Origin of the sequence: Anabaena sp. UHCC 0253, assembly GCF_009712085.1 — a bacterium.
Taxonomy (GTDB): domain Bacteria; phylum Cyanobacteriota; class Cyanobacteriia; order Cyanobacteriales; family Nostocaceae; genus Dolichospermum.
The window spans coordinates 692,772-715,121 of the sequence record NZ_VILD01000003.1 but is presented as its reverse complement, the minus strand read 5'-3'; the positions used below and the strand labels follow the sequence as shown (position 1 = coordinate 715,121).

26 protein-coding genes are annotated in these 22,350 nt (G+C 39.6%); 14 read left to right on the top strand and 12 right to left on the bottom strand.

Going from position 1 to position 22,350, the window contains the following annotated elements:
- The first annotated feature begins 60 nt into the window (after window positions 1-60).
- The gene (locus tag FJR38_RS11375) at window positions 61-1,284 is read left to right on the top strand and encodes a type II secretion system F family protein (RefSeq protein ID WP_168494192.1); all 1,224 of its coding nucleotides are present in this window, start codon (window positions 61-63) and stop codon (window positions 1,282-1,284) included.
- 88 nt (window positions 1,285-1,372) lie between these two features.
- Complete coding sequence (locus FJR38_RS11370) at window positions 1,373-1,936, top strand: hypothetical protein (RefSeq protein WP_168537066.1); 564 nt, start codon at window positions 1,373-1,375, stop codon at window positions 1,934-1,936.
- A gap of 109 nt (window positions 1,937-2,045) precedes the next feature.
- Here the strand turns inward: FJR38_RS11370 and FJR38_RS11365 are convergent, their stop codons facing one another.
- Complete coding sequence (locus FJR38_RS11365) at window positions 2,046-3,041, bottom strand: saccharopine dehydrogenase-like oxidoreductase (protein ID WP_168537064.1); 996 nt, start codon at window positions 3,039-3,041, stop codon at window positions 2,046-2,048.
- 392 nt (window positions 3,042-3,433) lie between these two features.
- On the opposite strand from FJR38_RS11365, the gene FJR38_RS11360 reads away from it, so the two are divergent.
- The 5 genes from FJR38_RS11360 (at window position 3,434) to FJR38_RS11340 (ending at window position 8,322) form a co-directional block, all read left to right on the top strand.
- Window positions 3,434-5,941: a tetratricopeptide repeat protein gene (locus FJR38_RS11360; RefSeq protein WP_168537062.1), complete on the top strand. Its 2,508-nt coding sequence runs from the start codon at window positions 3,434-3,436 to the stop codon at window positions 5,939-5,941.
- A gap of 97 nt (window positions 5,942-6,038) precedes the next feature.
- A complete protein-coding gene (locus FJR38_RS11355; protein WP_168494199.1) occupies window positions 6,039-6,335 on the top strand; it encodes a J domain-containing protein in 297 nt (98 codons plus the stop codon).
- 80 nt (window positions 6,336-6,415) lie between these two features.
- Window positions 6,416-7,174 carry a nucleotide exchange factor GrpE gene (locus FJR38_RS11350; protein WP_168537060.1) on the top strand — a complete coding sequence of 253 codons (759 nt, stop codon included), beginning with the start codon at window positions 6,416-6,418 and terminating at the stop codon, window positions 7,172-7,174.
- 100 nt (window positions 7,175-7,274) lie between these two features.
- Window positions 7,275-7,505: a DUF433 domain-containing protein gene (locus tag FJR38_RS11345; RefSeq protein ID WP_168537058.1), complete on the top strand. Its 231-nt coding sequence runs from the start codon at window positions 7,275-7,277 to the stop codon at window positions 7,503-7,505.
- A 358-nt stretch (window positions 7,506-7,863) separates the two neighbouring features.
- Entirely contained in the window at window positions 7,864-8,322 is a 459-nt protein-coding gene (locus FJR38_RS11340) for a DUF5615 family PIN-like protein (RefSeq protein ID WP_254445249.1), read from the top strand.
- 88 nt (window positions 8,323-8,410) lie between these two features.
- Here FJR38_RS11340 and FJR38_RS28455 read toward each other — a convergent pair whose 3' ends face one another.
- Window positions 8,411-9,052: a type I restriction enzyme HsdR N-terminal domain-containing protein gene (locus FJR38_RS28455; protein ID WP_168537056.1), complete on the bottom strand. Its 642-nt coding sequence runs from the start codon at window positions 9,050-9,052 to the stop codon at window positions 8,411-8,413.
- Between the two features lie 215 nt (window positions 9,053-9,267).
- Here FJR38_RS28455 and FJR38_RS11330 point away from each other — a divergent pair, with 215 nt between their 5' ends.
- From FJR38_RS11330 to FJR38_RS11320, 3 genes are all read left to right on the top strand, one after another.
- Window positions 9,268-9,546: a CopG family transcriptional regulator gene (locus FJR38_RS11330; RefSeq protein WP_234301152.1), complete on the top strand. Its 279-nt coding sequence runs from the start codon at window positions 9,268-9,270 to the stop codon at window positions 9,544-9,546.
- The gene (locus FJR38_RS11325) at window positions 9,533-9,952 is read left to right on the top strand and encodes a type II toxin-antitoxin system VapC family toxin (RefSeq protein ID WP_168537054.1); all 420 of its coding nucleotides are present in this window, start codon (window positions 9,533-9,535) and stop codon (window positions 9,950-9,952) included. The genes FJR38_RS11330 and FJR38_RS11325 overlap by 14 nt, the downstream gene beginning before the upstream one ends.
- A 331-nt stretch (window positions 9,953-10,283) precedes the next feature.
- Complete coding sequence (locus FJR38_RS11320; RefSeq protein ID WP_174763957.1) at window positions 10,284-12,059, top strand: DUF262 domain-containing protein; 1,776 nt, start codon at window positions 10,284-10,286, stop codon at window positions 12,057-12,059.
- A gap of 154 nt (window positions 12,060-12,213) precedes the next feature.
- Here FJR38_RS11320 and FJR38_RS11315 read toward each other — a convergent pair whose 3' ends face one another.
- The 3 genes from FJR38_RS11315 to FJR38_RS11305 all read right to left on the bottom strand — a co-directional run bounded on the left by FJR38_RS11315 (window position 12,214) and on the right by FJR38_RS11305 (window position 13,179).
- Window positions 12,214-12,630: a putative toxin-antitoxin system toxin component, PIN family gene (locus FJR38_RS11315; protein WP_168537052.1), complete on the bottom strand. Its 417-nt coding sequence runs from the start codon at window positions 12,628-12,630 to the stop codon at window positions 12,214-12,216.
- Window positions 12,623-12,874, bottom strand: coding sequence for a type II toxin-antitoxin system Phd/YefM family antitoxin (locus FJR38_RS11310; RefSeq protein WP_168537050.1), 252 nt, complete (start codon window positions 12,872-12,874; stop codon window positions 12,623-12,625). Before FJR38_RS11310 ends, FJR38_RS11315 begins: the two co-directional genes overlap by 8 nt.
- Window positions 12,875-13,014: 140 nt before the next feature.
- Entirely contained in the window at window positions 13,015-13,179 is a 165-nt protein-coding gene (locus FJR38_RS11305) for a hypothetical protein (RefSeq protein ID WP_168537048.1), read from the bottom strand.
- 31 nt (window positions 13,180-13,210) lie between these two features.
- Here FJR38_RS11305 and FJR38_RS11300 point away from each other — a divergent pair, with 31 nt between their 5' ends.
- The 4 genes from FJR38_RS11300 to FJR38_RS11285 all read left to right on the top strand — a co-directional run bounded on the left by FJR38_RS11300 (window position 13,211) and on the right by FJR38_RS11285 (window position 16,033).
- Window positions 13,211-13,432, top strand: coding sequence for a hypothetical protein (locus FJR38_RS11300; protein ID WP_168537046.1), 222 nt, complete (start codon window positions 13,211-13,213; stop codon window positions 13,430-13,432).
- A complete protein-coding gene (locus FJR38_RS11295) occupies window positions 13,410-13,667 on the top strand; it encodes a type II toxin-antitoxin system RelE/ParE family toxin (RefSeq protein ID WP_168537044.1) in 258 nt (85 codons plus the stop codon). The genes FJR38_RS11300 and FJR38_RS11295 overlap by 23 nt, the downstream gene beginning before the upstream one ends.
- Window positions 13,668-13,822: 155 nt before the next feature.
- The gene (locus FJR38_RS11290; protein ID WP_168537042.1) at window positions 13,823-15,607 is read left to right on the top strand and encodes an Hsp70 family protein; all 1,785 of its coding nucleotides are present in this window, start codon (window positions 13,823-13,825) and stop codon (window positions 15,605-15,607) included.
- Window positions 15,608-15,613: 6 nt separating this feature from the next.
- A complete protein-coding gene (locus tag FJR38_RS11285) occupies window positions 15,614-16,033 on the top strand; it encodes a tetratricopeptide repeat protein (protein WP_168537040.1) in 420 nt (139 codons plus the stop codon).
- A 68-nt stretch (window positions 16,034-16,101) separates the two neighbouring features.
- Here FJR38_RS11285 and FJR38_RS11280 read toward each other — a convergent pair whose 3' ends face one another.
- From FJR38_RS11280 to hoxU, 7 genes are all read right to left on the bottom strand, one after another.
- Complete coding sequence (locus tag FJR38_RS11280; protein WP_168537038.1) at window positions 16,102-17,142, bottom strand: D-alanine--D-alanine ligase; 1,041 nt, start codon at window positions 17,140-17,142, stop codon at window positions 16,102-16,104.
- A 385-nt stretch (window positions 17,143-17,527) separates the two neighbouring features.
- Window positions 17,528-18,976 (bottom strand): Ni/Fe hydrogenase subunit alpha, encoded by a 1,449-nt coding sequence (locus FJR38_RS11275; protein ID WP_168537036.1) that lies wholly within the window; start codon window positions 18,974-18,976, stop codon window positions 17,528-17,530.
- 77 nt (window positions 18,977-19,053) lie between these two features.
- Window positions 19,054-19,689, bottom strand: coding sequence for a hypothetical protein (locus FJR38_RS11270; protein ID WP_168537034.1), 636 nt, complete (start codon window positions 19,687-19,689; stop codon window positions 19,054-19,056).
- A gap of 163 nt (window positions 19,690-19,852) precedes the next feature.
- Window positions 19,853-20,467 carry a CP12 domain-containing protein gene (locus FJR38_RS11265; RefSeq protein ID WP_168537032.1) on the bottom strand — a complete coding sequence of 205 codons (615 nt, stop codon included), beginning with the start codon at window positions 20,465-20,467 and terminating at the stop codon, window positions 19,853-19,855.
- Between the two features lie 51 nt (window positions 20,468-20,518).
- Window positions 20,519-21,064 carry an oxidoreductase gene (locus tag FJR38_RS11260; RefSeq protein ID WP_168494232.1) on the bottom strand — a complete coding sequence of 182 codons (546 nt, stop codon included), beginning with the start codon at window positions 21,062-21,064 and terminating at the stop codon, window positions 20,519-20,521.
- Window positions 21,061-21,618 (bottom strand): DUF3122 domain-containing protein, encoded by a 558-nt coding sequence (locus FJR38_RS11255; RefSeq protein ID WP_254445250.1) that lies wholly within the window; start codon window positions 21,616-21,618, stop codon window positions 21,061-21,063. Before FJR38_RS11255 ends, FJR38_RS11260 begins: the two co-directional genes overlap by 4 nt.
- A 25-nt stretch (window positions 21,619-21,643) precedes the next feature.
- Window positions 21,644-22,350, bottom strand: a 707-nt coding sequence (hoxU, locus tag FJR38_RS11250) for a bidirectional hydrogenase complex protein HoxU (RefSeq protein ID WP_168537030.1), incomplete at its 5' end; no start/stop codon positions are given.

Here is a 22,350-nt window from a genome sequence, read left to right as displayed (position 1 = left end):
CAGGGAACAGGGAAAACTTTTTAACAACTGACAACTGACAACTAACAAAATTTTAATATTATGCCTACTTACGTTGCCAAAATTCGTGACTCTCAGGGAAAATCCAGAACAGAAAAATTTACTGCTGATTCCTTGACAGATGCTCGGACTAATCTCAGAAACCAAGGCTTTGTTGTTCAAGATTTAAAAGAATCTCAAAGTTTGGCTTCTCGGTTTGATATTCAGAAAATTCAGAATTCCTTCGTGAAGGTTTCTGTAAAAGATAAAGCCGTTTTCTCTCGTCAATTTGCGGCTTTGGTAAATGCAGGTGTAGCGATCGTCAGAGGCTTAGGTGTACTATCTGAACAGTGTAGTAATCCTAAACTAAAAGCGGCTCTGATGGAAATTAGTGCCGATGTCCAAACTGGAATTAACCTCTCAGATTCCATGCGTAAACATCCTGAATGTTTTGATGGTTTGTATGTGAGTATGGTGCAAGCTGGAGAAATTGGGGGTGTGTTAGATGAAGTCTTAAATCGTCTAGCTAAATTATTAGAAGACATGGCACGATTACAGAACCAAATTAAATCAGCTATGTCTTATCCGATGGTTGTGGGTTTTTTAGCAACTGCTATTTTTGTGGGAATGACAGTTTTTCTGATTCCAATTTTCGCAGACATTTTTGAATCTATAGGAGTAGAATTACCAGCACTCACGCAATTTTTGATGACTTGTAGTAAAGTCTTACGAAGTTATTGGTCTGTACTGATTATTGCGATTCTATTTGTGTTGTCGTTTATCTATAAGCAGTATTACAAAACCCCTATTGGTAAGTTAAACATTGATGGTATTTCTTTAAAAATGCCTTTGTTTGGTGATTTGATTCAAAAATCTTCCATTGCCCGGTTTAGTAGAACTTTTGGTTCATTAACTCGCTCTGGAGTACCGATTTTAACCTGTTTAGAAATTGTGAGAGATACATCAGGAAACCAAGTTATTGCTAACGCGATTGATTCTGCTCGTGAAGAAGTTCAACAAGGGGGTATGATTAGTGTGGCATTACTCAAAGAAGCTGTTTTTCCAGCTATGGCAATTCAGATGATGAGTATTGGTGAAGAAACAGGTCAACTAGATGGAATGTTAATGAAAGTTGCTGATTTCTATGAAGACGAAGTAGAACAAGCCGTTAAATCACTCACCAGCGTGTTAGAACCATTGATGATTGTAGTGCTGGGGGGGATGGTCGGTACGATTTTGCTGGCCATGTATTTGCCAATGTTCAAAGTATTTGAAAAGATGGGTTAGTTAAAAGTTCAAAGATGAAGCATGAAGGCTAAAACAATCATTTCATACTTCATCCTTCATACTTTACACTTTTATATTTTACAAAATTATGTCTGTACAAAAATCTGTTTATGAAACTAGTTTAGCTGAGTATAGCAATCATTTATCAGCGATCGCTCTCCTCAAACAACATCGTCCCTATTTGGAGATGATTCCGAGTCTGCGTCGTCCTTCTGAAAGTGTGATCACAATCCCTTTACCAATCGTCCGTATCCGTGATATTGAAGCTAAAACTTCCAAAACAATAGCTTTACCCTGTGATATAGCTATTATCATGTGTGACCCCGAATGGAAAATCAAAACCGGTGTAGAAATTTTAGTTTTTATTCATCGTCCCCATGAAGACTTTTCTGATTTATTAGGAAGATGGCGCAAAAGTCAAGTGTGGTTAGACAAAGAATACGAATGGATTATGCACCCCCGTCACAGTCATATTTTAAGTGAGGGTGCAAATACTATTTATCCTCTATTTGTCGTTTTCAATCAAACATCAGAACGTATCCAACGGGGTCTTGTAGGTGCTGAATTACCTTTTATTATCCAAACACCCCCCACTGTCATGGAAGAAGCAGCTATCGAGTTCTTTTCATCTTCCGAACTTCCACCAGCTTAGTAGGGGCGCAGGGCCTGCGCCCATTCAGAAGTCAGGAAGAAAGAAGAAGGAAGAACATTTTTCTCTTCTCCTCCCTATAACCTATAACCTATCACCTTCTTACAATGATCTATTTTACAAACTTAGGCATGATTTCAGCCGCTGTAAATAAGCCAGAAATACCTCGTTGATGTAATTCTTGGGCAGCTTTGAGATAACCAAAAGCGGGACCGCAGACATTAGCAGCCATGCTGGTTTCATCGCCTAATGTAAAGGTATGAGTGGATATTTTCCCCTCAAAAGTACGTCCTGTAATTTTCACATTGGTACTGAGGGGCTTTTTTGGATTGCGGGTATCAACTACACCACCTACTGTGACTCTATCCCGTGAACAAATTCCCGCAATTTCTAACATCACATCATCAGCGTGTTCCATGTTTTCTAAGGTTAATACACCGTTGGTTTTATCCAATAATGCTTCTACCTCTGCGTCAGTCATAGCTCTAGCGGCTTCCACACTATAACCAGGCATATGTCCAATATCTTCCCGAACAGTGGCGCGGTAGGCTTCCCAGTTAGCAATTCCCACACCAAAGGTAATTACTACATTGTGAATTTCCGCGTAACTTTGAGCAGCTAAAGCAGCGGCAGCAGTTAACAGTCCAGGAGTAGCACCACAGCCTGTCATATATGTAATTCCCGCAGATTGCAGTTCATCTTTCATCGCTAGAAGTTGTTCTACTGCGCTGGTGCGTTTAATAGCATCCACCAGCACACCTTTCCAACCAGCTTTGATAAATTCTTTAGCGACCTTGGGAATAAAGTCGTTGGGGAGGTTGGGTAAAGCCAGGAAATAACCATCTACAGCGTCACCTGTGGCTTCAATCAGGTCTTGAATGCTGTTATTGCTTAATGTCCCAACTGGTTCTAAAGAACCGACTGTACCTTGATTTTGGTAGGTGGTAATACAAGCTGTGGTGTCTAAACCTTCTGTGGAGTAAGCGTAGCCTTTTTGGTCTGCGGCGGCAACGAGAATCATTTCCCGTTTGCTGGAGAGGAGTTTTGCGGCTGCTTGTCCAAGTCCACCAAAACCGAGAACTCCGACGCGGATAGGTTGTGTGTTCATAGGGATTTTTCTGTGTTGGATAATGGTTATCAGGAATCTTAGGCAAGGGATGAAAGCCAGTTAGAGGCGGTCTTCCTCCAGCGACTTGTGTTATATTACTTGTAACAGGAAAGGTAATCAACCTGTATAAAAACCTAACTGCTTAACAGTAATCTGTACCTTGACAATTAAACGGCAGTTGTTCTACTTGGGGAGACCTAAGACAGCAATGGTGTCAAAAAAACAGCCCACTAATATTAAAATTAAGAGAGCAGCTAGAGCCGCCCTCAACTATAGTCCTATTTGAGTTGAGAACTTATTGGTTAGGGCAATAGCCAATAGAAAATTTTCATGAATCATTTAGGATTGCTATATGAGGGTGAAAATAAAAAAACAATTAGGAAGAAAGCCCAGTGGCTAAACATCAATCTAAACAGCACTCACAACAACAAGTCTCTAGCGCAGAGACAAAAATTGCTGAAAACTCTTTCCAGGTGCAACTGCAAGAATTGCTAAACCAGAAAAAATATCGGCAGGCATTGGAAGAAATCAAGAAAAATCAGCGATCGCATCCTAATATAGAATTTACTCCCAAAGAATCAGAGATTTGGTTGCTACGGGGTCAGCAAGAATTTCAAAAACAAGATTTTAAACAGGCAGAAAAATCCTTTGGTCGCGCTCTAGAATTTGGTTTGGTGGGAGAAGTTCATTACTGGCAAGCTAGATGTTTGCTGGAGTTGAAGCAATTAGATGCAGCACTAAATTTGCTCAGAAATGTTTTTGAAGCAGGTACTCTACCAAAAGAATACAGCATCTGTTACCTAAAACTCTTGTTACTCAAAGGAGATACCGCTACAGTTGAGCAGTTAATTCAGGAACAATCTAAACGCTTTAGTGCTGCCCAACTCCATTGGGTACGAGGCGTTCTGGCGCTAAAAAATGGGCAACCAGAAACAGCTTTGACATCTTTTTTGAAAATTAAGCGTGCTGTCACTGATGGAGACTTGCCCCTAGCTTGGGTTGTTTATACTCAACAAATCAGCGGTAATTGGGATGCTGCGGCTGATCTTTTAGGGTTGAAATCGTCTTTATTTGGTCAACCAAAGTATTTAGAGCATCCAATTTTAGAACGCTTGGCAATTTTCCAACAGGGAAAAACAGCACAAGAACCCCTCAAATCTATAAATCCGCGAACAACAGTAGATAAAAATATCCAAGAGGCATTAACGGTGTTGCAAATGCTGCAACTGATTGACCAAGGTGATCACCATGGGGCTGCACATCTGCTATTGAAGATAGAGCGACGTTCCCCACGTTTTCCAGAACTAGAAAGTCTCCGTCCACTGCTATTGACCCTAGCCGGACAACAAGCACTGAATCAAGGAGAACCAAGCTGTGCTGAACTATTCTGGCAACCTTTGTTAACAGAGCAACCCTTTAACCCCCAACTGGCAATCAATCTCTTAGAAGTTTTCGATGCTAATGATCACGATCAAGAACGTCCACGTCTGTTAACACGGTTTCTGAAGTGGTTAGAACAGGAAGCGAAACAAAAACCTCAAGAATGGCCTGCACAACGATTGAAAGCGACCCAAGCGCATCTCCACTGCTGGATGGCAGATGCTTACATGGCACTGGATCGTGAACGTGCAGCTTTGGGAGCTTTGCAACAAGCCGAACGCATCTGTCCCACATCGCCAGAGTTACTGGGGCGCAAGGGATTAATTGAGACCATGGAAGAAAATTATACTGAAGCGATCGCCCTGCTTACCCAATCACTAGAAAGTGGATGTCGGCATGAAGAAGTTTATAGTACACTGCTGCACTGTTGGAATAGACTAGGTGACAGACAAGCATTCAATGAAGCTCGTCGCAAATTTGGCAAGCACTTTGGCGATCTGAATATTGAACCTCAAATAGAAACATCACCTTGGATAGATGCTTTATCTACGTTAAGTTATCCCTTATTTAGCCGGATGGTGGAGACAGAAAATCCACGAGATCCGGCTATCCGTGCTTGTCAGATATTCGTGAATGCAGCCCAAAGTCCGCCCAATTCCGGTGGTCGAGTTTCATTAGACCAAAAAGCAGCAGCCAAAGTATGGGAAACTATTCTACAAAGATTAGCTGGTCAAGAACAAATTGCTGTATTGCAAGCGATCGCTCTTTCTATCCACCTCTTTGCTAAACGGGAAAAAGGGATCGCCGCTTTAATCAGTCAGTATAGGCAAAATTTGATTGACCTATCAATAGAATACCCAGAAGCCAGAGTTGCCAATTTAGTTGTTTTAGCTGTTAAAGAAAGTAGTCCCAAAAAATTAGAGCTTCCCGTACGTTTTTACCTCGATATTATGCCCCAACCAGGCAATGCTCTGGCAAATATTCAACTCCAAGCACGCCGTTTTGGTGAGATTACAACCCTGATCCCTTTCCTAGATGAAGCACTACGTCGAGAACCACAAAACCCTTTATTGCTATTAGCTAGAGCCACTACTTATGATGTTGATCATCCAAATTATGAACAATTAAAGCAGCAGGGATTTGAATTAGCCCGTCGTCTACAAGATGCTAAAGCATTACAAGCATTTCGGGAAGAACAGGCATTTCTCAATAATAGAGAAACTCAGAGCGTCATGCCAGATCCAGAGCAATTTGACAATCTCAATATGTCAAATGTTGATGATTTATTGGAAGGGATGCTTAAAAAATTATTGGGCAACAAAATGCCTAAAGCCGATTTTGAAAGAATGCTTCCAGAACTAAAGAAAATGATGTTAAACAGAATGCCTGATTTCTCAGATGAGGAAGATGAAGACGAAGATGATGATGAAATAGATTTAGACTTTATCTTTAGAAACGCATCATCTACATCTAAAAAACGCAAGGGTAGAAGAAAAGCAGGTTTTCAAGAATTGTTGTAAAAGTTAGATATCAAGAATAAGTGAACGCAGATAAACGCAGATAAACACAGATAAAGACTGATAATTCAATTGATGTCATCTTAATTGGAAATTATTTATGGCTGACAATTACGAACGTTTAGGTATTTCACCAGGAGCAACAAGCGCCCAAATTAAAGCGGCGTATCATACTAAGCTACGGGAATTTCCTGCTCATACTTATCCAGAAGAGTTTAAGGAAATTCGAGTAGCTTACGAGGCACTTCGTAAAGGAGATACAGGTCAACATGAGGATTTCTTGAAATTTCGTCCCCTAAAAGCAGAACTGAATCCAGAAATCTTAAAACAGGTGCAAGAAAAAGCCCTATCTCAACTAGAAGTTAGTTTAGATGATTTAATTCGTGCCACATTTTAAATCATTGATAATGCCTACCAAGTATTTACCAATTACCAATCACCAATCACCAATCACCAATCACCAATTACCAATTACCAATGACAACTGACAAAGAAGCTTTATTTACCAAATTTCTAGATTATTTACACTCAGAACAAGTACCCCCTGAATATTTAGGTGAAGCACCGTCATCTGCTAATTCCTTTGATCCCTATCAAATGGTGGCAGAATGGACTGCTCTACGTCATGAAATGAAGCAACAGGGGAAATTATTGCGTTCTACTCAAGATGCTCTGGTGCAAGCATTGGATGTAACTCGTGCAGATCAAGAACATCTGCAAATACGTCTGGAAGAAAGTCAAAAACAGACATCGGGGAAATTTGAGCAGCAGCAGGAGAAATTCCTCAAAGATTTACTGGGTATTGTGGATGCTTTAGATCAGGCTTGTACTTACTGGCAAGGGGAACTAGAAGCATTATCTACTACCTCAAACTCAAAACCATTAATACAAAAAGGCTTCTGGCAAAAGCTATTAGATTGGATTAATGGTAATTATACTGAATCTAATGAGATAGACAAATTACCAATGTCAGAATCATTAACGGAAATTTTCACCAGCAATCAACAGGGAGTAGAGTTAATTAGGCGATCGCTTTTAGAAATCCTCAAACAACGCCGTGTTGTTCCCATTGTCGCCCAGGGTAAACCTTTTGACTCCCAAATAATGTATGCTGTGGGACGTGAGTCTAGAGCAGATGTCGCGGAAAATACGGTGATTCAAGAAGTAGTCCGGGGTTATTTATGGGGCGATAAAGTCTTAAGAGAAGCACAGGTGATTGTAGCGACACAAAAATAGAGAAGTAACTTATTCAGAGCGAAATCCTAGTTGAAAGATGTACGCTTAATTTCTTTATTTCGGTAAAATATACGAATGCAACTAATGATTGTAAAAACCTATGAACTACCGAGACATCATTACAATTGAGCCTGAGAAACGCGGTGGTAAACCCTGTGTACGTGGTTTGCGGATTACGGTCTATGAAGTGCTTGAATATCTGGCTTCTGAGATGACTGAAGCAGAAATTCTCGCCGATTTTCCTGATCTGACACGAGAGGATTTAAAGGCCTGCATTGCTTATGCTGCTGATCGTGAGCGTCGGTTTATGACCACGCCATTATCTGCATGAAATTACAAGAGCATCCGGTAAGAGTAAAGCTCAGTGTCTTTAGACCTGAGATATAAGCGACTCGTGCAGTTCGGCAAGCTCACTGACCACGGTTTTAACCGCATAGAGTCTTTCTTTTCATGAAGATTGGTTGAGATGCGCGAAGTTTTGTTATCTTTGCTCTCAATGATGTTATACTGTTCACAACAGGAATGGTAATCAACCTGTATAAAAACCTAACTGCCTAACGGCTTTTCTGGTCCTTGACAACTGAAGATATGGGTTCTATTCCATAGTTCTAGTGACTGCCCTCCGAATAGGTAAAATCTTCATGGGAGCTAGACGACACAGAATTTAAACTCAATCAAAATTTGCAGTAATGCAACTACCTTCGGGCAGAGGGAAAGTTAACGCTTGGGGAGAGAACCACCTCTGGCTTAGATACCGCAAGGGTTCTAAGTTAAGTGGACTCGTTGAACCAAGAATCTCAGTGGCTTTAGCCCTGAGAGTGTCAATTTTCGATGAAAACTTGTCGCCCAAGTTGCCAAACCGTTTAAGCGATCTTTTCCCAAATTCGCTTCACGTTCGAGATGTGGGTATGAAAGCAACGACTGACCCAGTAGTTTGGAACTATGCAAAAGACAATAATTTGATGATTGTCTCGAAAGATGCGGATATGCACGACCTGAGCTTAATCTTTGGAAATCCACCTAAAGTTATTTGGCTTCGTCTTGGAAACTGTTCGACATTACAAATTGAAAATCTGCTGCGCCGGAATTTTAACGCGATTAAATTATTTCATGAAGATGAGAATTTATCGCTGCTTGCTCTCTCATGATGCACCTACGCAAATACAAATATTAAGCGATCGCCTAGAAATCACGACTCACAGTAATTGCGATCGCTTCTCTCGCCGCCGGTATCGCCTAACTCCTCAAATCACCAATATAAGCCCCAATTTGTTTAAGTCCCTGCAAAACTTGGATACGTTCTGCTGTATTTTCAAGTAACCGATAAGTTTGAGATCGCGTATATTGAGGGACATTTTGGTGGCGATCGCATTTCAAGAACAATACTTCTCTGCCATTTGTCACCATTCCATAGCAACTTGACTGCAAATTAGGCGCGCTCAATAAGTAGGTCAGTGCTTGGGGAATTCCTGCGGTAACGTCCAGCTTTGCAGGTTTTGATTCGATTACCAAAATCCAAAAACTATCTTGGATTACCAAAATATCAATTCTGCCTTGAACCGCCATAGCATTAGCTTCATCAGCAACTTCGATACTGGTACTTACTTCTGCTTTTACCAAAAAAGGAGATTGATAGAAACCAGCCAAATCTAGCAATGGCGACACCACGACAAGCTTAACAATTTCTTCGAGTGGCGCTTCCTCCTGACTGAGATAGTTATAGTTGCGAGTGAGGCGATCTAGTCCTTGTAGTTCTGCTTCGGTTAGTGTTGGTGAATTATTTAACCATTCATCAAAAAAGCGATCGCTAGAGTTGAGTCTTAAACCAAAGGTTTGACGGAGATTGCTAAGGGTAAGGCTACTAGCATTTGTAATCACAGTTAAATCCTTGTAGTAATTACATGAAGTTTAGGAATTTGATTTGGGTTCTAATACTTAATATACGATACATACGAGGAAAAGAGCGATTACTAGGTCGCGCTAGTTCCCTCCGGGACGCTTTGCGTTAGCAATACGCGATCGCCCTATGAGGAAACTATTTGAGAACTACTTAACTTTGAATTTTTTGATCTATAGTATTGTCATACAGAGTTATGACAAGCAAAAATATGAGAGTTAATGCAAGGCTCGATAGCGATCGCGCTAGTAAGTTTAATTACATTCGCCAGCGGACAAATCAAGGTGTGTCTGACATTATGAAAGTGGCGATCGATCTTTATTATGAAAAATTACATCAAGAATCCCCTGTAAAACCTTTGCAACTCCTTAGAGAATCAGGGCTGATTGGTTGTGCTGAAGGAGACTCTGATTTGTCGGTTAATTACAAGCAATATCTCACTGAAAGTCTTAACGAAAAATATGGTCATCGTTGATTCTGGCTTTTGGATAGCACTAATCAATCGCCGTGATGATTATCATGTTCTCGCTCAAGAAGTTCTAGATACGATTGATGAGCCTCTGGTTACAACATGGTGTGTGATTACGGAAGCTTGTCATATTCTCTTGAAACGTACAGGCACAAATGCTCAACAGACGTTTATTCATAGTTTAGAAATTGGTGCTTTTGAGGTTTTTGATCTCAACGTTCAAGATGGGAAAAGAATCAGTGAATTGATGAATCAATATAGTTCTCTGCCAATGGATTTAGCGGACGCTTCATTGATTATTCTTGCCGAACATTTGGGGCATGGGCGGATTCTATCTGTTGATTTTCGGGACTTTAATACTTACCGCTGGAAAAATCGTCATCCTTTTGAGAATTTGATGTCTATTGACTAAAAATCACGACTCACAATAATAGCGATCGCCTAGAAATAACGACTCACAGGAATAGCGATTCCTACGGAGCGCTTCGCTATCGCAATCATTACTTCCCTAAGATTACCGATCTTGTAAGGTTTGTTAGTGCAGTGCAACGCATCAAAATGTTACCTAATGCTAATTTTTTGTGCGCTACTCTCCGCTAGAACACTCTACAAGGTTGCTTTTTGCCAGATAAAACGCTATTTAGATATATTACCCTGCAAAAATCTTGTTATTACACTCATTGGTTGTTTTGTCTGACAAGTCATGTAATATTTGTCATAGAATATTTTTTGAAAGCAAAAACATGGCAGAACTTATATCTCAACCCACATCAATTCAATCTCTATATTCGATGTATAGAGAGACTAAATTATATGTGAATAGAAGGTATCAACGGAAACTTGTTTGGACGCTTACGGAAAAACAAAAGCTGATCGAATCCATATTAAAGAAATACCCTATACCAGCCATATTGATAGCTGAACGTGATGGGGAGACGGGGACATATGAAATCATTGATGGGCTTCAACGACTCCAGGCAATACTGTCATTTATCGAAACGTCGTTCCCAGATTTAGATAATCGATACTTCAACGTAAATAATTTTCCCACTGCAAAGAAAAATGCAGACGAGGGGCTATTCGAGAAAAACGAAACGGGACCATACCTTACACCAAAAGAAATAAGTATTTTGCTGGACTATACCTTGGCATTATCAGTAATGAGAAATGCATCTGATGCAGAGATAAATGATGTTTTTGACAGAATCAATACCTATGGTCATAGATTAAGCGACCAAGAGCGTCGTCAAGCTGGAGTTCAAAACCCCTTTTCAAACATGGTGAGGACAATATCCTGCAAATTACGAGGGGATGTTTCTCATAATGTATTACCTCTAACATCAATGCCTTCAATTAGTATTGACCTTCCAAAGACAAAGCATGGCTATCTCATTCAGGCCGAGGAAGTGTTTTGGGTAAAACAAGGAATACTTAGATCAACAGATTTGCGTGACAGTATGGATGAGCAATGTGTCGCAGATATTGGTGCAAGTATTATTGGAGGCGTTTGTCTAGAGAGATCAAAAGAAGCACTCGATAGAGTATACAACTCTGACGACAGTGAATCTGAAAGGATTTCAAACGCCTTGCAAATCCATGGTGATGACACCTTTCAGAAAGAATTTATATTTTGTATAGATGAAATAATTCAGGTCTGCAATGCAGGCAAGATCGAAACGCTAAAGAGTATCGTTTTCCCGACTCGAAACAGTAACCCTTTTCCATCAATATTTGCCATTGTGTTTATTTCATTTCATGAACTACTGATTAAGGAGAATAAAAAGATTAGCAACTACAGTGGAGTAAAAGAGTCTCTACGTGGGCTAGGAAGGCGGGGGCGGGTTGAAATTGGGCAAAGGGCTTCATCTCCTGGTGAACGAAGAAAAAATATCAACCAAGTGAAAGGGTTAATTCAACAACAATTTATACCGAATGACAGAAATCCACGCGCATTTATAGGAAATACCTGTCCTGATATTGACGCTGCAATTAGAAGGTCTGAAATCGAATTAGGAAATTACGAGTTGAAGCAAGGTATCCTTACGCTTTCAAATGCTCGTGAAATTGATAGCACGATAATTAAAAAGTTAGTAAATACGATTGCGGCGATTGCAAATAATGGTCCTGATTCTGCTGGTGGCATCATAATTGGCGTAGCAGACAAGGAATCTGATGCAATAAGAATAGAAGAGCTTGACGGCATAAAAAGCCTTAAGGTTGGGAACCGAAATGTTGTGGGTATAAAGAGAGAAGCAAAGGTGCTGAACATTAGCCTTGAAAAATATGTAGGAATTATAAAAGAGGGTCTAAAGAACTCCGCATTAACCGAAAGTATAAAGATGAGCGTATTGTCAACAATAGATTATAGTAATTACTTTGATCTGGGTATAATCACAATCAATATTTTGCCACAAAAAGAAATGGCGTTTGTTGGAGACGAGGTTTATTGGAGAAATATGGACTCCACCGAAAAAACGCAGGATGCCAAAAGAATAGCTATTCTTGCAAGGAGATTTTAGTGCGATCGGCGATATTCTAGGGTGCGTTACTTAACGCGCCTTTTTGCTTTTAATTGTGATTAGTTTGTAATCATTATGCGTTACGCTAACATATCCTACTGTTGCTGATTTACATATTTTATCCCTCTAAAAGTTAACCTTTTAAAGATACTTTTCAGTAAACATCATCCCTAACAAAATCCGACGGACTTAAAATTGGTAATATTCCCCGATAAGGATGAAGAATCAATAAATCTTGATCACCTGTAATTAAGACATTTGCCGAACCATTAATTGCTACATCTAAATATTTGTTATCCTTTGTATCTCGACAATCATTAATTAACTCAAGAATCGAGACTAACTCGGCGGCTGTCCTAAATTCCGCTAAAAATTTTTGACGACGTGCTACAGAAATGTAACGATCAAACTTGGAACGAAATATCACACTTTCGCACTCCGCAAAAGTCTCAACTGAAATCAATAAGATACCAGTGTCAAGAGCTTTTTGGTAAGCTAGATTAGCAGTAGAACCAGGAGATAAAACAGCACTAACTAAAACATTAGCATCCAAAACATAGCGATTAAGCATCACTATTAAGTATCTCGTTTAACAGTTCTAAGGTTAGTCCATTTGCCTGAGCTTCTGCCCCTAAATCCGCAGATATATTTTTTAAACGCAGATTTTTAATCTTTACCAAATCCTCATAATCATTCATCGAAATAATAGCCACATAATTGCGGTCATGTTCTTTAACAAGAATGGGTTCTTGTTGGGCGCTATCCATAATGTAAGCAAAATCTTTCTTTACTTCTGAAACTGAAACTTGTCGCATTGCATTTTGTTTGAGAAATAACTCTAGTCATTGTAACATACCCTGTAGCGCGATCGCCCTCAATTAAAACAGCGATCGCTCCGTTAAGGTTAATTCATTTCCAGTTCAATTACTTGAAGATTGTGACTATCTTGTTAAGATTACAAAGGTAATTGGCAATTTGCTCCGCAACGCAAGCGATCGCTGTATAACAAAACATTGGAGCAAACAATATTGTGATATTTTAGTTTTGATTTAGGGGCGATGCCTGCGGCGAGGGGAGCGATCGCGCAAGTGCTGACCTCTAAATTATAATTAGTAAGCATACAAGTCTGCTGTTAGTATGTGGAGTACCCAATGAACACCCGCCTAGAAGTTGAATCAGCAATCAAGCAATTACCAGAGGATGAAGTTCGTAATCTGGCAAGATGGCTTCAAGAATATCTAGATGAGATGTGGGATCGGCAAATCGAAGCGGACTTAGAATCAGGAAAATTAGATCGTCTCATTGCTCAAGCAGAAGAGGACATTGCAGCAAGCAAGGTGAGGGATCTGGATGAAGTCCTTTGCGACGGCTGATTTTTGGAAAGCGTATGCCGAATTGTCACCTGAGATGCAAGAGCAAGCCCGGAAAGCTTATCAACTTTGGCAGGAAAATTCACTTCATCCCTCATTGCATTTCAAAAAAGTGGGTAAGAATCTTTGGTCTGCCCGTGTCAGTGGTGGGTATCGCGCATTAGCTTTGAAAAAGGGCGACGATTATTATTGGATTTGGATCGGTGATCACGATGAATATGAGAGTCTTTTGAATTAGCATCACCAACTAAAGAATTATGAATTAATTGGTCAATATCTTGTAACCTTATATCTAGTGGTAAAGCTGTCATGCTGCCAAAATACGATATTTTGTAATTACCCAAGCTTCAGTGCGATCGCACCAGGGGCAAAAACTTTTAAATTAGAAACTTTATGAAAGCAGTTGGTATTGATTTAGGGACAACAAATTCTGAAGTAGCAATTGTCGAAAACGGACAGGTGCGGGTATTGCCAGGAGAAGATGGCGACCTGATTTTACCTTCCTGCGTAGGATTTAGCGATACGGGTAAAGTGCTGGTGGGACGAGAAGCACTCCGTCAATATGCTGCTGCTCCCGAACGCACTGTGAAGTCAATTAAGCGTTGGATGGGAACTGACCACAAAACCACTTTAGGGGATAAAGAATACTTACCTCATGAAATCTCCGCTATTATTCTCCGCGCCCTCAAACAACGGGCTGAAAATGCTTTAGGAGAAACAATTACCCAAGCCGTGATTACAGTTCCCGCTTACTTTACAGATGCTCAACGCCAAGCAACTAAAACGGCTGGGGAAATAGCTGGTTTGGAGGTACTGCAAATTATCAACGAACCAACAGCCGCCGCTTTAGCTTATGATTTGCGTTCCGAAGAAACAGAACGGGTTTTGGTTTATGACTTGGGAGGTGGGACTTTTGATGTGTCGGTAGTGGAAATTACAGGCGAAGTCACAGAAGTATTAGCAACTCATGGTAATAACCGCTTGGGTGGAGACGATTTCGACAGGCTTTTGCAACTCTATTTAGTGGATCTATTTCGTAAACAGCATGGTGTGGATGTGCCAGATGATGCTGCCACCCAAGCGCGTCTCTTGCGAGCAGCAGAGCAGTTAAAAATTGATCTGAGTTCCCATGCTTTTGCCACAATTCGAGAAGCTTTTTTAGGCAGTAAAGGCAAAACTGCATTACATCTAGAGACAGAAGTAGCGCGAACAGATTTGGAAAAATTGATTCGTCCTTTATTGACAGAAACCCTAGAGGCAATTGACCGCGCTCTCACAGATGCAGACCTCGCACCCAACGATATTGACCGGATTATTTTAGTTGGTGGTTCTACGCGCATTCCTCTGGTGCAAGAAATGATTTCCGAACATCTGGGACAAACTCCTAGTGATGGCATTCAACCAGACCTTTGTGTGGCCTTAGGAGCAGCTTTACAAGCTGGGGTGTTGGTAGGTGAATCGGTTGATGCCATTCTTGTTGATGTGATTCCCCATTCCTTGGGTCTTTCTGCGGCTGTGTCTACACCAATGGGGATTATGCCGGGTTACTTCAGTGTGATTATTCCCCGCAACAGTGTTGTTCCCGTTTCTCGCTCTCAAGTTTATTCCACCGTGTTTGATGAACAAGAAGCGGTAGAAATTGAAGTTTTTCAGGGAGAAAATGCGATCGCTGAAGAAAATGTTCCTCTAGGTGCTTTTAAGGTGGAAAACTTACCACCCAAACCAGCAGGAGACATTAAAATTGAGGTTCACTTTGACTTTGACATGAATGGGATTCTCACTGTCACCACGACTGAGAAAGGCAATGGGCAACAAGGAACGCTAGTAGTTAATAATGCAGGTATTCAGAAACTTTCTAGCCATGAATTGAAGCAAGCTAGGGCAGATTTAAATGCCTTGTTTGAAATTGATGAAACAATGGAAATCTCAACAGAAGAGACAATTTCCGCAGTAGAAATTGATCCTGAATTAACAGCACTTTTAGATCGCGCTCAACAAACACTTTTAACCATAGATTCTGAACAAGCAGAGGAATTACAAGACTTATTAGCTCAGATTGAAAATGCGATCACCTCCGGTGGGCGGAACGCCATCGCAAACAAGAGTGCAGAATTACCCCAATTACAAGAAGAACTCTCAGATTTTCTTTACTATGCAAGTTCCAATGAGTCAGAGTGAGAAATCATGAAATGTCCTGTCTGTGGTGCAGTTTATCGTCCGACAAAGGGAACAGGGGAGCATAGGGGAGAAATTGACAGCAAGACTCCTCCTGTCTCCTCTCGAACTTGTAGACGCTGCAAAGCCGATTTATCTGACTTGCTCAGTCTGCACGACCAAGCCATTTGGTATCACAGACAAGCATTGCATTTATTGACAAAGGGGCATTATTTAGAAGCAACAACGCACAATAATCAAGCTCTCGCTTTGTATTACAGTAATGCAGACTTTCATGCCTTAGCTGGGAAATTATCAGCATTGCAAGGAGAATGGAGAGAAGCGATCGCATCTTGGCAACAAGCACTTAAGTTTGATCCACAAAATGCGATCGCTTGTGATTGTTTACAAATGATCAAGCTCATGGCAAAAAATTATGTAAGTAGGTGAGCGTTAAAAATTGTCGTTGGGATAAGGGAACAGGGAACAGGAGTCGAAATTCTCTACAAGGGTTTTAATTAAAGCACATCTATTGTCTTTCTACCCAAGGTTTCATTAATAGCAGTTATTAATAACTCATTGAGAGGAATTCCCGCTGCTTTTGCCATAGAAGAGATGACACTTTTTGGGGCAAAAGAACAATACAAACCAGCTTCTAAAAACCAAGGTTCTCCGTTTGAATCAATGCGAAAATCAAATAAACTATAATGACGACAACCTAAAGCTTGATGACATTTTTTGGCTACTTCCTGAACCTTTTGAGTCATAGGATCATGAGTATCTACAATCCAGGCTTTTATATTATCTTTAGCAGTCAAATATAAGTTGCCATCATCTCCTTTTTGGAGTTTATCAGCATAGTTACGGATGGGTTTGTGAGAGTTTACTAGATATTCTTCTAGAGGTAAACCTACTAATTCCCCATCTTTAACAATGATGCCACATCTGACTTCTCGACCAAGTTCGATGTATTCTTCTATAATTACTTCCTCTGCATATTCAAACGCTGTTTTTAAAGCAGCATCGTATTCAGTAACATCTTTAACTAAAGATACTCCTAAAGAATTGTCAGAACTTACAGGTTTAACAACTACTGGAGGTGCAATTTTAGAAACGTCTCCAGAACGCAGAATTTCTCCATAAGGTACTTTTACCCCTGCTGCGGCGACAATTGCTTTAGTTCTAGCTTTGTTGGCTGTTATAGCCATAATATCTGGAGTATTACCTATGTAGGGAATCTTCAGCAACTCCAATAAAGCGCGATAATGTGTCATTCCCGGAATACAAAACATTTGTGGCAACGCTAGGTCAATGTTTTGCAATGTTAGAAACTCTATAGCCTCAAATAGTGGCATGGGTTTGGTAACAGCAATATCTTCTGGACTCAGAGAAGGAGGAAATCGCCACAGCAGATCAGGTGTAATATATGCAATCTGAAAATCATAAAGTGATTTATCTGCTATTCCTGTCAAACAATCTTGAGCATAAAGGCGTGATAAATTACAGTAAAAATCATTATATGCAGACCCAACTAAATGAAGAATACGCAGTTTCGACATGATTTATTTTCCTATTTAATATCATAACTAGAGTTTAGAGGATGTTTGATATTAAAAACTTTAGATTCTCTTAAATTTCCCTTGCCTGGTAATTTTAGACACTGCTAGATCCCCCTAACCCCCCTTAATTAGGGAACTAGTACCGCAGGGCGGAATTAAAAATTAAAAAAGCAGATGACACAATTTTCTTGAGAATTCTTAATGGTTGGTTGATTTACGCCGTTGTGTACTAGCGTAAAAATCCCCCTTTTTAGGGAGGATCAGAAAATATTTGATACACCATGAGGGATTTTTAAAACATCTTCTAAGACCGCCGTAAAAACTTCTCTCCTCCAAGGAAAGAGGCTTTTAATAACCTGTCTTTTTTAGATTTTTGATCGCTTCATTAATTCCGGTAAATTTGATTAACTAAACTACCATTTTTGTCAACAACTTCAATATATAAAGGCATTTGTCCCATTGCATGAGTTGAACAACTTAAACAAGGATCAAAAGCCCGAATTCCAGCTTCGACACGGTTTAACATTCCCTCTTTTATTTCATCACCTTGGATAAAATGACGGGCAATTTGGGCAACTGTGCGATTCATTGCTAAGTTATTTTGACCAGTGGCAATAATCAAATTTACTTTTTCTATTAAACCATTTTCATCAACTTGATAATGATGAAATAAAGTTCCTCTTGGGGCTTCACTTACACCCACACCTTCTAGACAATTAATACTAGCTTCCGCACGGAGACGAGTTGATAAAATATCTGGGTCATCAAGGAGAATTTCTATATGTTCAATACAGGCTAAAATTTCAATTAACCTGGCATAGTGATAGAAAAATGATGATTGAACTGTACCTTTAGCATGAGAGCGAAATTCTTTTAATTCTGCATCTGCTAAAGGTGTACCAATATGAGTACAAATATTCAATCTTGCTAATGGTCCGACGCGATACATTCCACTATCTAAACGACAATGATCTGTAGTATCAGGATAACCCAAAGGACGATAATAAGGGGATTTTAAATAAGAATCGCTTTGCACTCCTTCTCCGATAAATTCATGATATTTAGTGGGGTCAAGTTGATCAGCAACGATATTTCCTGCACTATCAACAAAACGAATTTGTCCGTCGTAGGTTTCCCATAAACCTTCAGGAGTAACTAAACCCATAAATAAACTAGGGAAATTCCCAAAGGTTTGTGCTTCTTTTTTGTAATCTTTTAATAAGCCTTTAAATAAATTGATGGCATTAAGAATAGTAGTCCTAACTTCAGGAATCCGTTGTTGAATATGGCTGCGATTTTCTTCAGTTAATGGTTCACGAACTCCACCAGGAACAGCCCAAGCAGGATGGATTTTCTTACCTCCTAATAATTCAATAATTTCTTGTCCAAATTGCCGTAAACGAATTCCACCTCTCGCTAATTCTGGTTCAGCAGCAATTAAACCAAAAATATTTCGGTTTTTAGGTTCACTATCCATGCCCAATAATAGGTCAGGGGCGCTGAGGTGAAAGAAGCTGAGGGCATGGGATTGGAGGATTTGACCTAAATTCATCAAACGGCGTAATTGAGTGGCTATTTTGGGGATTGTAACAGCGAGAATGCGATCGCCTGCTTTGGCTGATGCTAATAAGTGACTAACTGGACAAATACCACAAACTCTGGCTGTAATTCCCGGCATTTCTGGAAAAGGACGACCAACACAAAACTTTTCAAAACCACGAAATTCTGTAACATGAAAACGGGCATCATTTACTTGACCTTCATCATCTAAATAAATGCTGATTTTCGCGTGTCCTTCAATGCGGGTAACAGGATCAATAATAATTTTTTTCATAATAGATAATTGTAGGTTGGGTTGACGCAAGGAAACCCAACATGATCACAACTTTGTTGAGTTTCACTGTGACACTACTACTCCTCTCTAATCAACTCGTTGTGTAGTGTTTGAAGAGCAATTTGTAAGTATTGCGAGTGTATCCAGCCAACATATCCTCCATAGACACATTTTCCTGAACGATCAGTAATAAAAACATGATCAACACCTGCATAATTTTTCCAGGTGTGAATGGTTACGCCATTTTTGAAAACGATATGAGGATGAGACTTAGATAAATCTGTTTTGTTCGCATCAGTTATGCCTTGCACTTTTTGCAGTTGATTGATAAGCTGCATAACTGTGGGTTTACTTACATCCCTTGCAACATTTATCTCGATGGATGCAACGATATTTTCCTTTCCCCCTATGATGTACGCACCCTGTTTTGAATACGAACCAGCGATCGCTCCATCTACATAAACCTCAAATCTTCCCACCCACTCATTCTTTCCACTCACCAACCTTGAGAGATCATCTTTAATAGAGTTTGTATTAACAACGAGTGTAATAATATTAATACCCTCACAAAGGGATGAAGTAATATCAATGCTTGCTCCTGCTTTGAGCGCAAAATGCCGATCATTTACATTGATATGTCCTGTATCCCGTACCTCAACTAAACGTACTTGTACAGAACTTATATCACTTATCGAGATAGTGTTAGCTGCCATTATTACACTTCTATATTATAGTCCGCACCACTTTCTCTAACATACCTCTAAGGTACAAGTTTGGGTAGAATGTAGATACTCGGAAAGTGTCTTCTCCAAGGATAGTGAAACTCAAAAAAGTTGAGGGAATGTTGGGTTTCCTTGCGTCAACCCAACCTACAAATTACAAATCGTAAACCCTAGATTCTGCGGCTTCTGGATACTCATTACAGTAATCTTCAAAGGCAGTTTTCAGAGGTTTTTCGGCACGTTGGTGAGACATTTCTGCTTGTATTTCTTCTACCACATCCCAAGCGGCTGCACATTCAGCGGAATTTATGCCTTTTTCTGCACAAACAATTCGAGCTTTTTTAATTTCATCTTGTAATTCTTGTTCTAACAAAAATGAGCGCGGTTTTTCTAAACAACTACTCCGAGCCAAAATATCACTCAGGGAGATAATTCCTAATAGTTTACCACCAATTACAGGCGCACGTCTGAGATGATGATTAGCAAATAATCTGGCTACATATTCTAAACCTAATTCTGGATTTACAACAATACAAGGTTTAGTCATAATTTCATAAACGCGGACTGTATTCGGATCTTTGCCATAGGCAATTACCTTATAAACAATATCGCTTTCTGTGATAATTCCATAAGCATCTTCATCATAACGACGATCTACAATTAATGCTCTCCAATCTCTCACTCGCATTAAATCAACGGCTTCTTTTACTGTGGCTGAACTGCGAATCATTGCCACATCTTTTGTCATTACATCTGCTGCTGTTAACATAAATCACCTCGGTAATAATTGACAGTTTACAATTGATAATTGACAATGAAATTAACCAAATTTTATCATTTCTCGACCGCTAATTTCTGGTTTTTCTCCCTTTAATAAAGGTTCAATTGCTGCCCGAATGCGTGATGCTGAAGGTGGACAACCAGGTAAATAAATATCTACAGGTACTACATAATGAACGGGTACGACTTTATCTAGTAAAGGGGGAACAATACCTGGTAAATTGGGAATTTGCTGGTTAACATCTGATTGTTGAATATAAGCTAATTGTAAAGCAGATTCAGCACCACCGGAAAGATTTCGTAAAGCGGTAACATTACCAGTAACAGCACAATCACCAAAGGAAATTATTGTTTTAGTGCGGTTTCTGATTTTGTGGATTAATTCTAGATGTTCTGCATTGGCGATCGCTCCTTCAATTAATACTAAATCTACACCTTCTGGATATTCTTTAATATCAGCAAATGGAGTATAAACTATATCTACTTGTGCGGCTAAGTCTATTAACCATTCATCCAAATCGAGAAAGGACATATGACAACCAGAACAGCCGCCTAACCATACTGTTGCTAATTTTATTTTAGTCATATTTTGTCCTTTTCAGTTGTAATTAATGATTGCCATTCTTTAACTACAGAAGTAGGAACAGAGATATTAATGAAGTTTTTACCAGGAACAGGGATTGATAAAGTTAAAGATTCTAGAGGTAATTGAGGTAATATCTCATTCAAGTTATATTGACCGATAGTGGGACCTGGGGCTTCCTCTAAAAATACATCAGCAGCACTCCAAATTTGACCTGTATTGGAGGTAATTTTTAAAGGTTGGGGATGAATTAATTCAGCAGAACTAGGAAACCCAACTAAGCGAAGATTAATATTAGATGGTTGATCAGGATAAACTTGTTTAAATAAAACAACTTGCCAAACTTTACCTAATTGATCATCTAATTTTACTTGTGAGCGATAAATAACTTCTTCTGGTGGATTTCCTAATTGAGTGACAGCAGCAATTACTGTATTGGATGTGAAGTTTACTAAACCCAGGAATATAAATGTTGTCAATATTCCCACTACAAGGATTCGTTTAAATATTTGTCGAATATGGTATAGCATCAGGGTAATTTTTGGTGAGTTATTCATGGTTAGGATGTTGCTGGGAAAATAATTAAAAATTCCATTGTTTTTTCTGTCTTGCGGTTACTAAGAAATCAATTTCACCACGATTATGAATCATTTCCCCCACACTTGCACCTTTATTAAATAGCGCCCCTGTGGGACAAGCATTAACACATTTACCACAGGAAGTACAAGTTTGAGAAGTTCCCCAAGGCTGATTTAAATCAGTAATTACGTGAGATTTTGTACCTCTTCCTGCCATATCCCAAGTATGAGCGCCTTCGATTTCATCACATACCCGAATACAGCGAGTACAAAGAACACAACGATTGTGATCTACGCCAAAAAGATGATGAGAAGTATCAACAGAACGAGAAGGAAAGTGATATTCTAGCCGCACATGATCCATGCCCATTTCTATGGCTAAATCTTGCAATTCACAATGATCATTACTGACACAAACTGAGCAAATATGATTACCTTCGGCAAATAGCATTTCTACAATTGTACGACGATATTTTTGCAAGCGATCACTATTTGTATTTACCTCCATTCCTTCAGAAACTTTTGTCACACAAGCCGGTTGTAATTTATTACTTCCCGCAATTTCTACCAAGCATAAACGACAAGCCCCCACATCTCCTACACCTTCTAAATGACACAATGTAGGAATATGGATACCCGCATCTTGCGCCGCTTCTAGTAAAGTTTCATCCTCACGGGCGCTTACCAATTCGTTATTTATTGTTAAAGTTT

Coding starts and splice junctions, on each gene's coding strand:
- FJR38_RS11320 (WP_174763957.1), top strand. CDS start 10,284: ATGGCAGAACTTATATCTCAACCCACATCAATTCAATCTCTATATTCG.
- FJR38_RS11310 (WP_168537050.1), bottom strand. CDS start 12,874: ATGCGACAAGTTTCAGTTTCAGAAGTAAAGAAAGATTTTGCTTACATT.
- FJR38_RS11375 (WP_168494192.1), top strand. CDS start 61: ATGCCTACTTACGTTGCCAAAATTCGTGACTCTCAGGGAAAATCCAGA.
- FJR38_RS11365 (WP_168537064.1), bottom strand. CDS start 3,041: ATGAACACACAACCTATCCGCGTCGGAGTTCTCGGTTTTGGTGGACTT.
- FJR38_RS11330 (WP_234301152.1), top strand. CDS start 9,268: ATGACAAGCAAAAATATGAGAGTTAATGCAAGGCTCGATAGCGATCGC.
- FJR38_RS11295 (WP_168537044.1), top strand. CDS start 13,410: ATGAAGTCCTTTGCGACGGCTGATTTTTGGAAAGCGTATGCCGAATTG.
- FJR38_RS11305 (WP_168537048.1), bottom strand. CDS start 13,179: ATGCTTACTAATTATAATTTAGAGGTCAGCACTTGCGCGATCGCTCCC.
- FJR38_RS11290 (WP_168537042.1), top strand. CDS start 13,823: ATGAAAGCAGTTGGTATTGATTTAGGGACAACAAATTCTGAAGTAGCA.
- FJR38_RS11370 (WP_168537066.1), top strand. CDS start 1,373: ATGTCTGTACAAAAATCTGTTTATGAAACTAGTTTAGCTGAGTATAGC.
- FJR38_RS11270 (WP_168537034.1), bottom strand. CDS start 19,689: ATGGCAGCTAACACTATCTCGATAAGTGATATAAGTTCTGTACAAGTA.
- FJR38_RS11265 (WP_168537032.1), bottom strand. CDS start 20,467: ATGTTAACAGCAGCAGATGTAATGACAAAAGATGTGGCAATGATTCGC.
- FJR38_RS11315 (WP_168537052.1), bottom strand. CDS start 12,630: ATGCTTAATCGCTATGTTTTGGATGCTAATGTTTTAGTTAGTGCTGTT.
- FJR38_RS11255 (WP_254445250.1), bottom strand. CDS start 21,618: ATGAATAACTCACCAAAAATTACCCTGATGCTATACCATATTCGACAA.
- FJR38_RS11345 (WP_168537058.1), top strand. CDS start 7,275: ATGAACTACCGAGACATCATTACAATTGAGCCTGAGAAACGCGGTGGT.
- FJR38_RS11355 (WP_168494199.1), top strand. CDS start 6,039: ATGGCTGACAATTACGAACGTTTAGGTATTTCACCAGGAGCAACAAGC.
- FJR38_RS11300 (WP_168537046.1), top strand. CDS start 13,211: ATGAACACCCGCCTAGAAGTTGAATCAGCAATCAAGCAATTACCAGAG.
- FJR38_RS11285 (WP_168537040.1), top strand. CDS start 15,614: ATGAAATGTCCTGTCTGTGGTGCAGTTTATCGTCCGACAAAGGGAACA.
- FJR38_RS11275 (WP_168537036.1), bottom strand. CDS start 18,976: ATGAAAAAAATTATTATTGATCCTGTTACCCGCATTGAAGGACACGCG.
- FJR38_RS11350 (WP_168537060.1), top strand. CDS start 6,416: ATGACAACTGACAAAGAAGCTTTATTTACCAAATTTCTAGATTATTTA.
- FJR38_RS11260 (WP_168494232.1), bottom strand. CDS start 21,064: ATGACTAAAATAAAATTAGCAACAGTATGGTTAGGCGGCTGTTCTGGT.
- FJR38_RS11340 (WP_254445249.1), top strand. CDS start 7,864: ATGCAACTACCTTCGGGCAGAGGGAAAGTTAACGCTTGGGGAGAGAAC.
- FJR38_RS11325 (WP_168537054.1), top strand. CDS start 9,533: ATGGTCATCGTTGATTCTGGCTTTTGGATAGCACTAATCAATCGCCGT.
- FJR38_RS11280 (WP_168537038.1), bottom strand. CDS start 17,142: ATGTCGAAACTGCGTATTCTTCATTTAGTTGGGTCTGCATATAATGAT.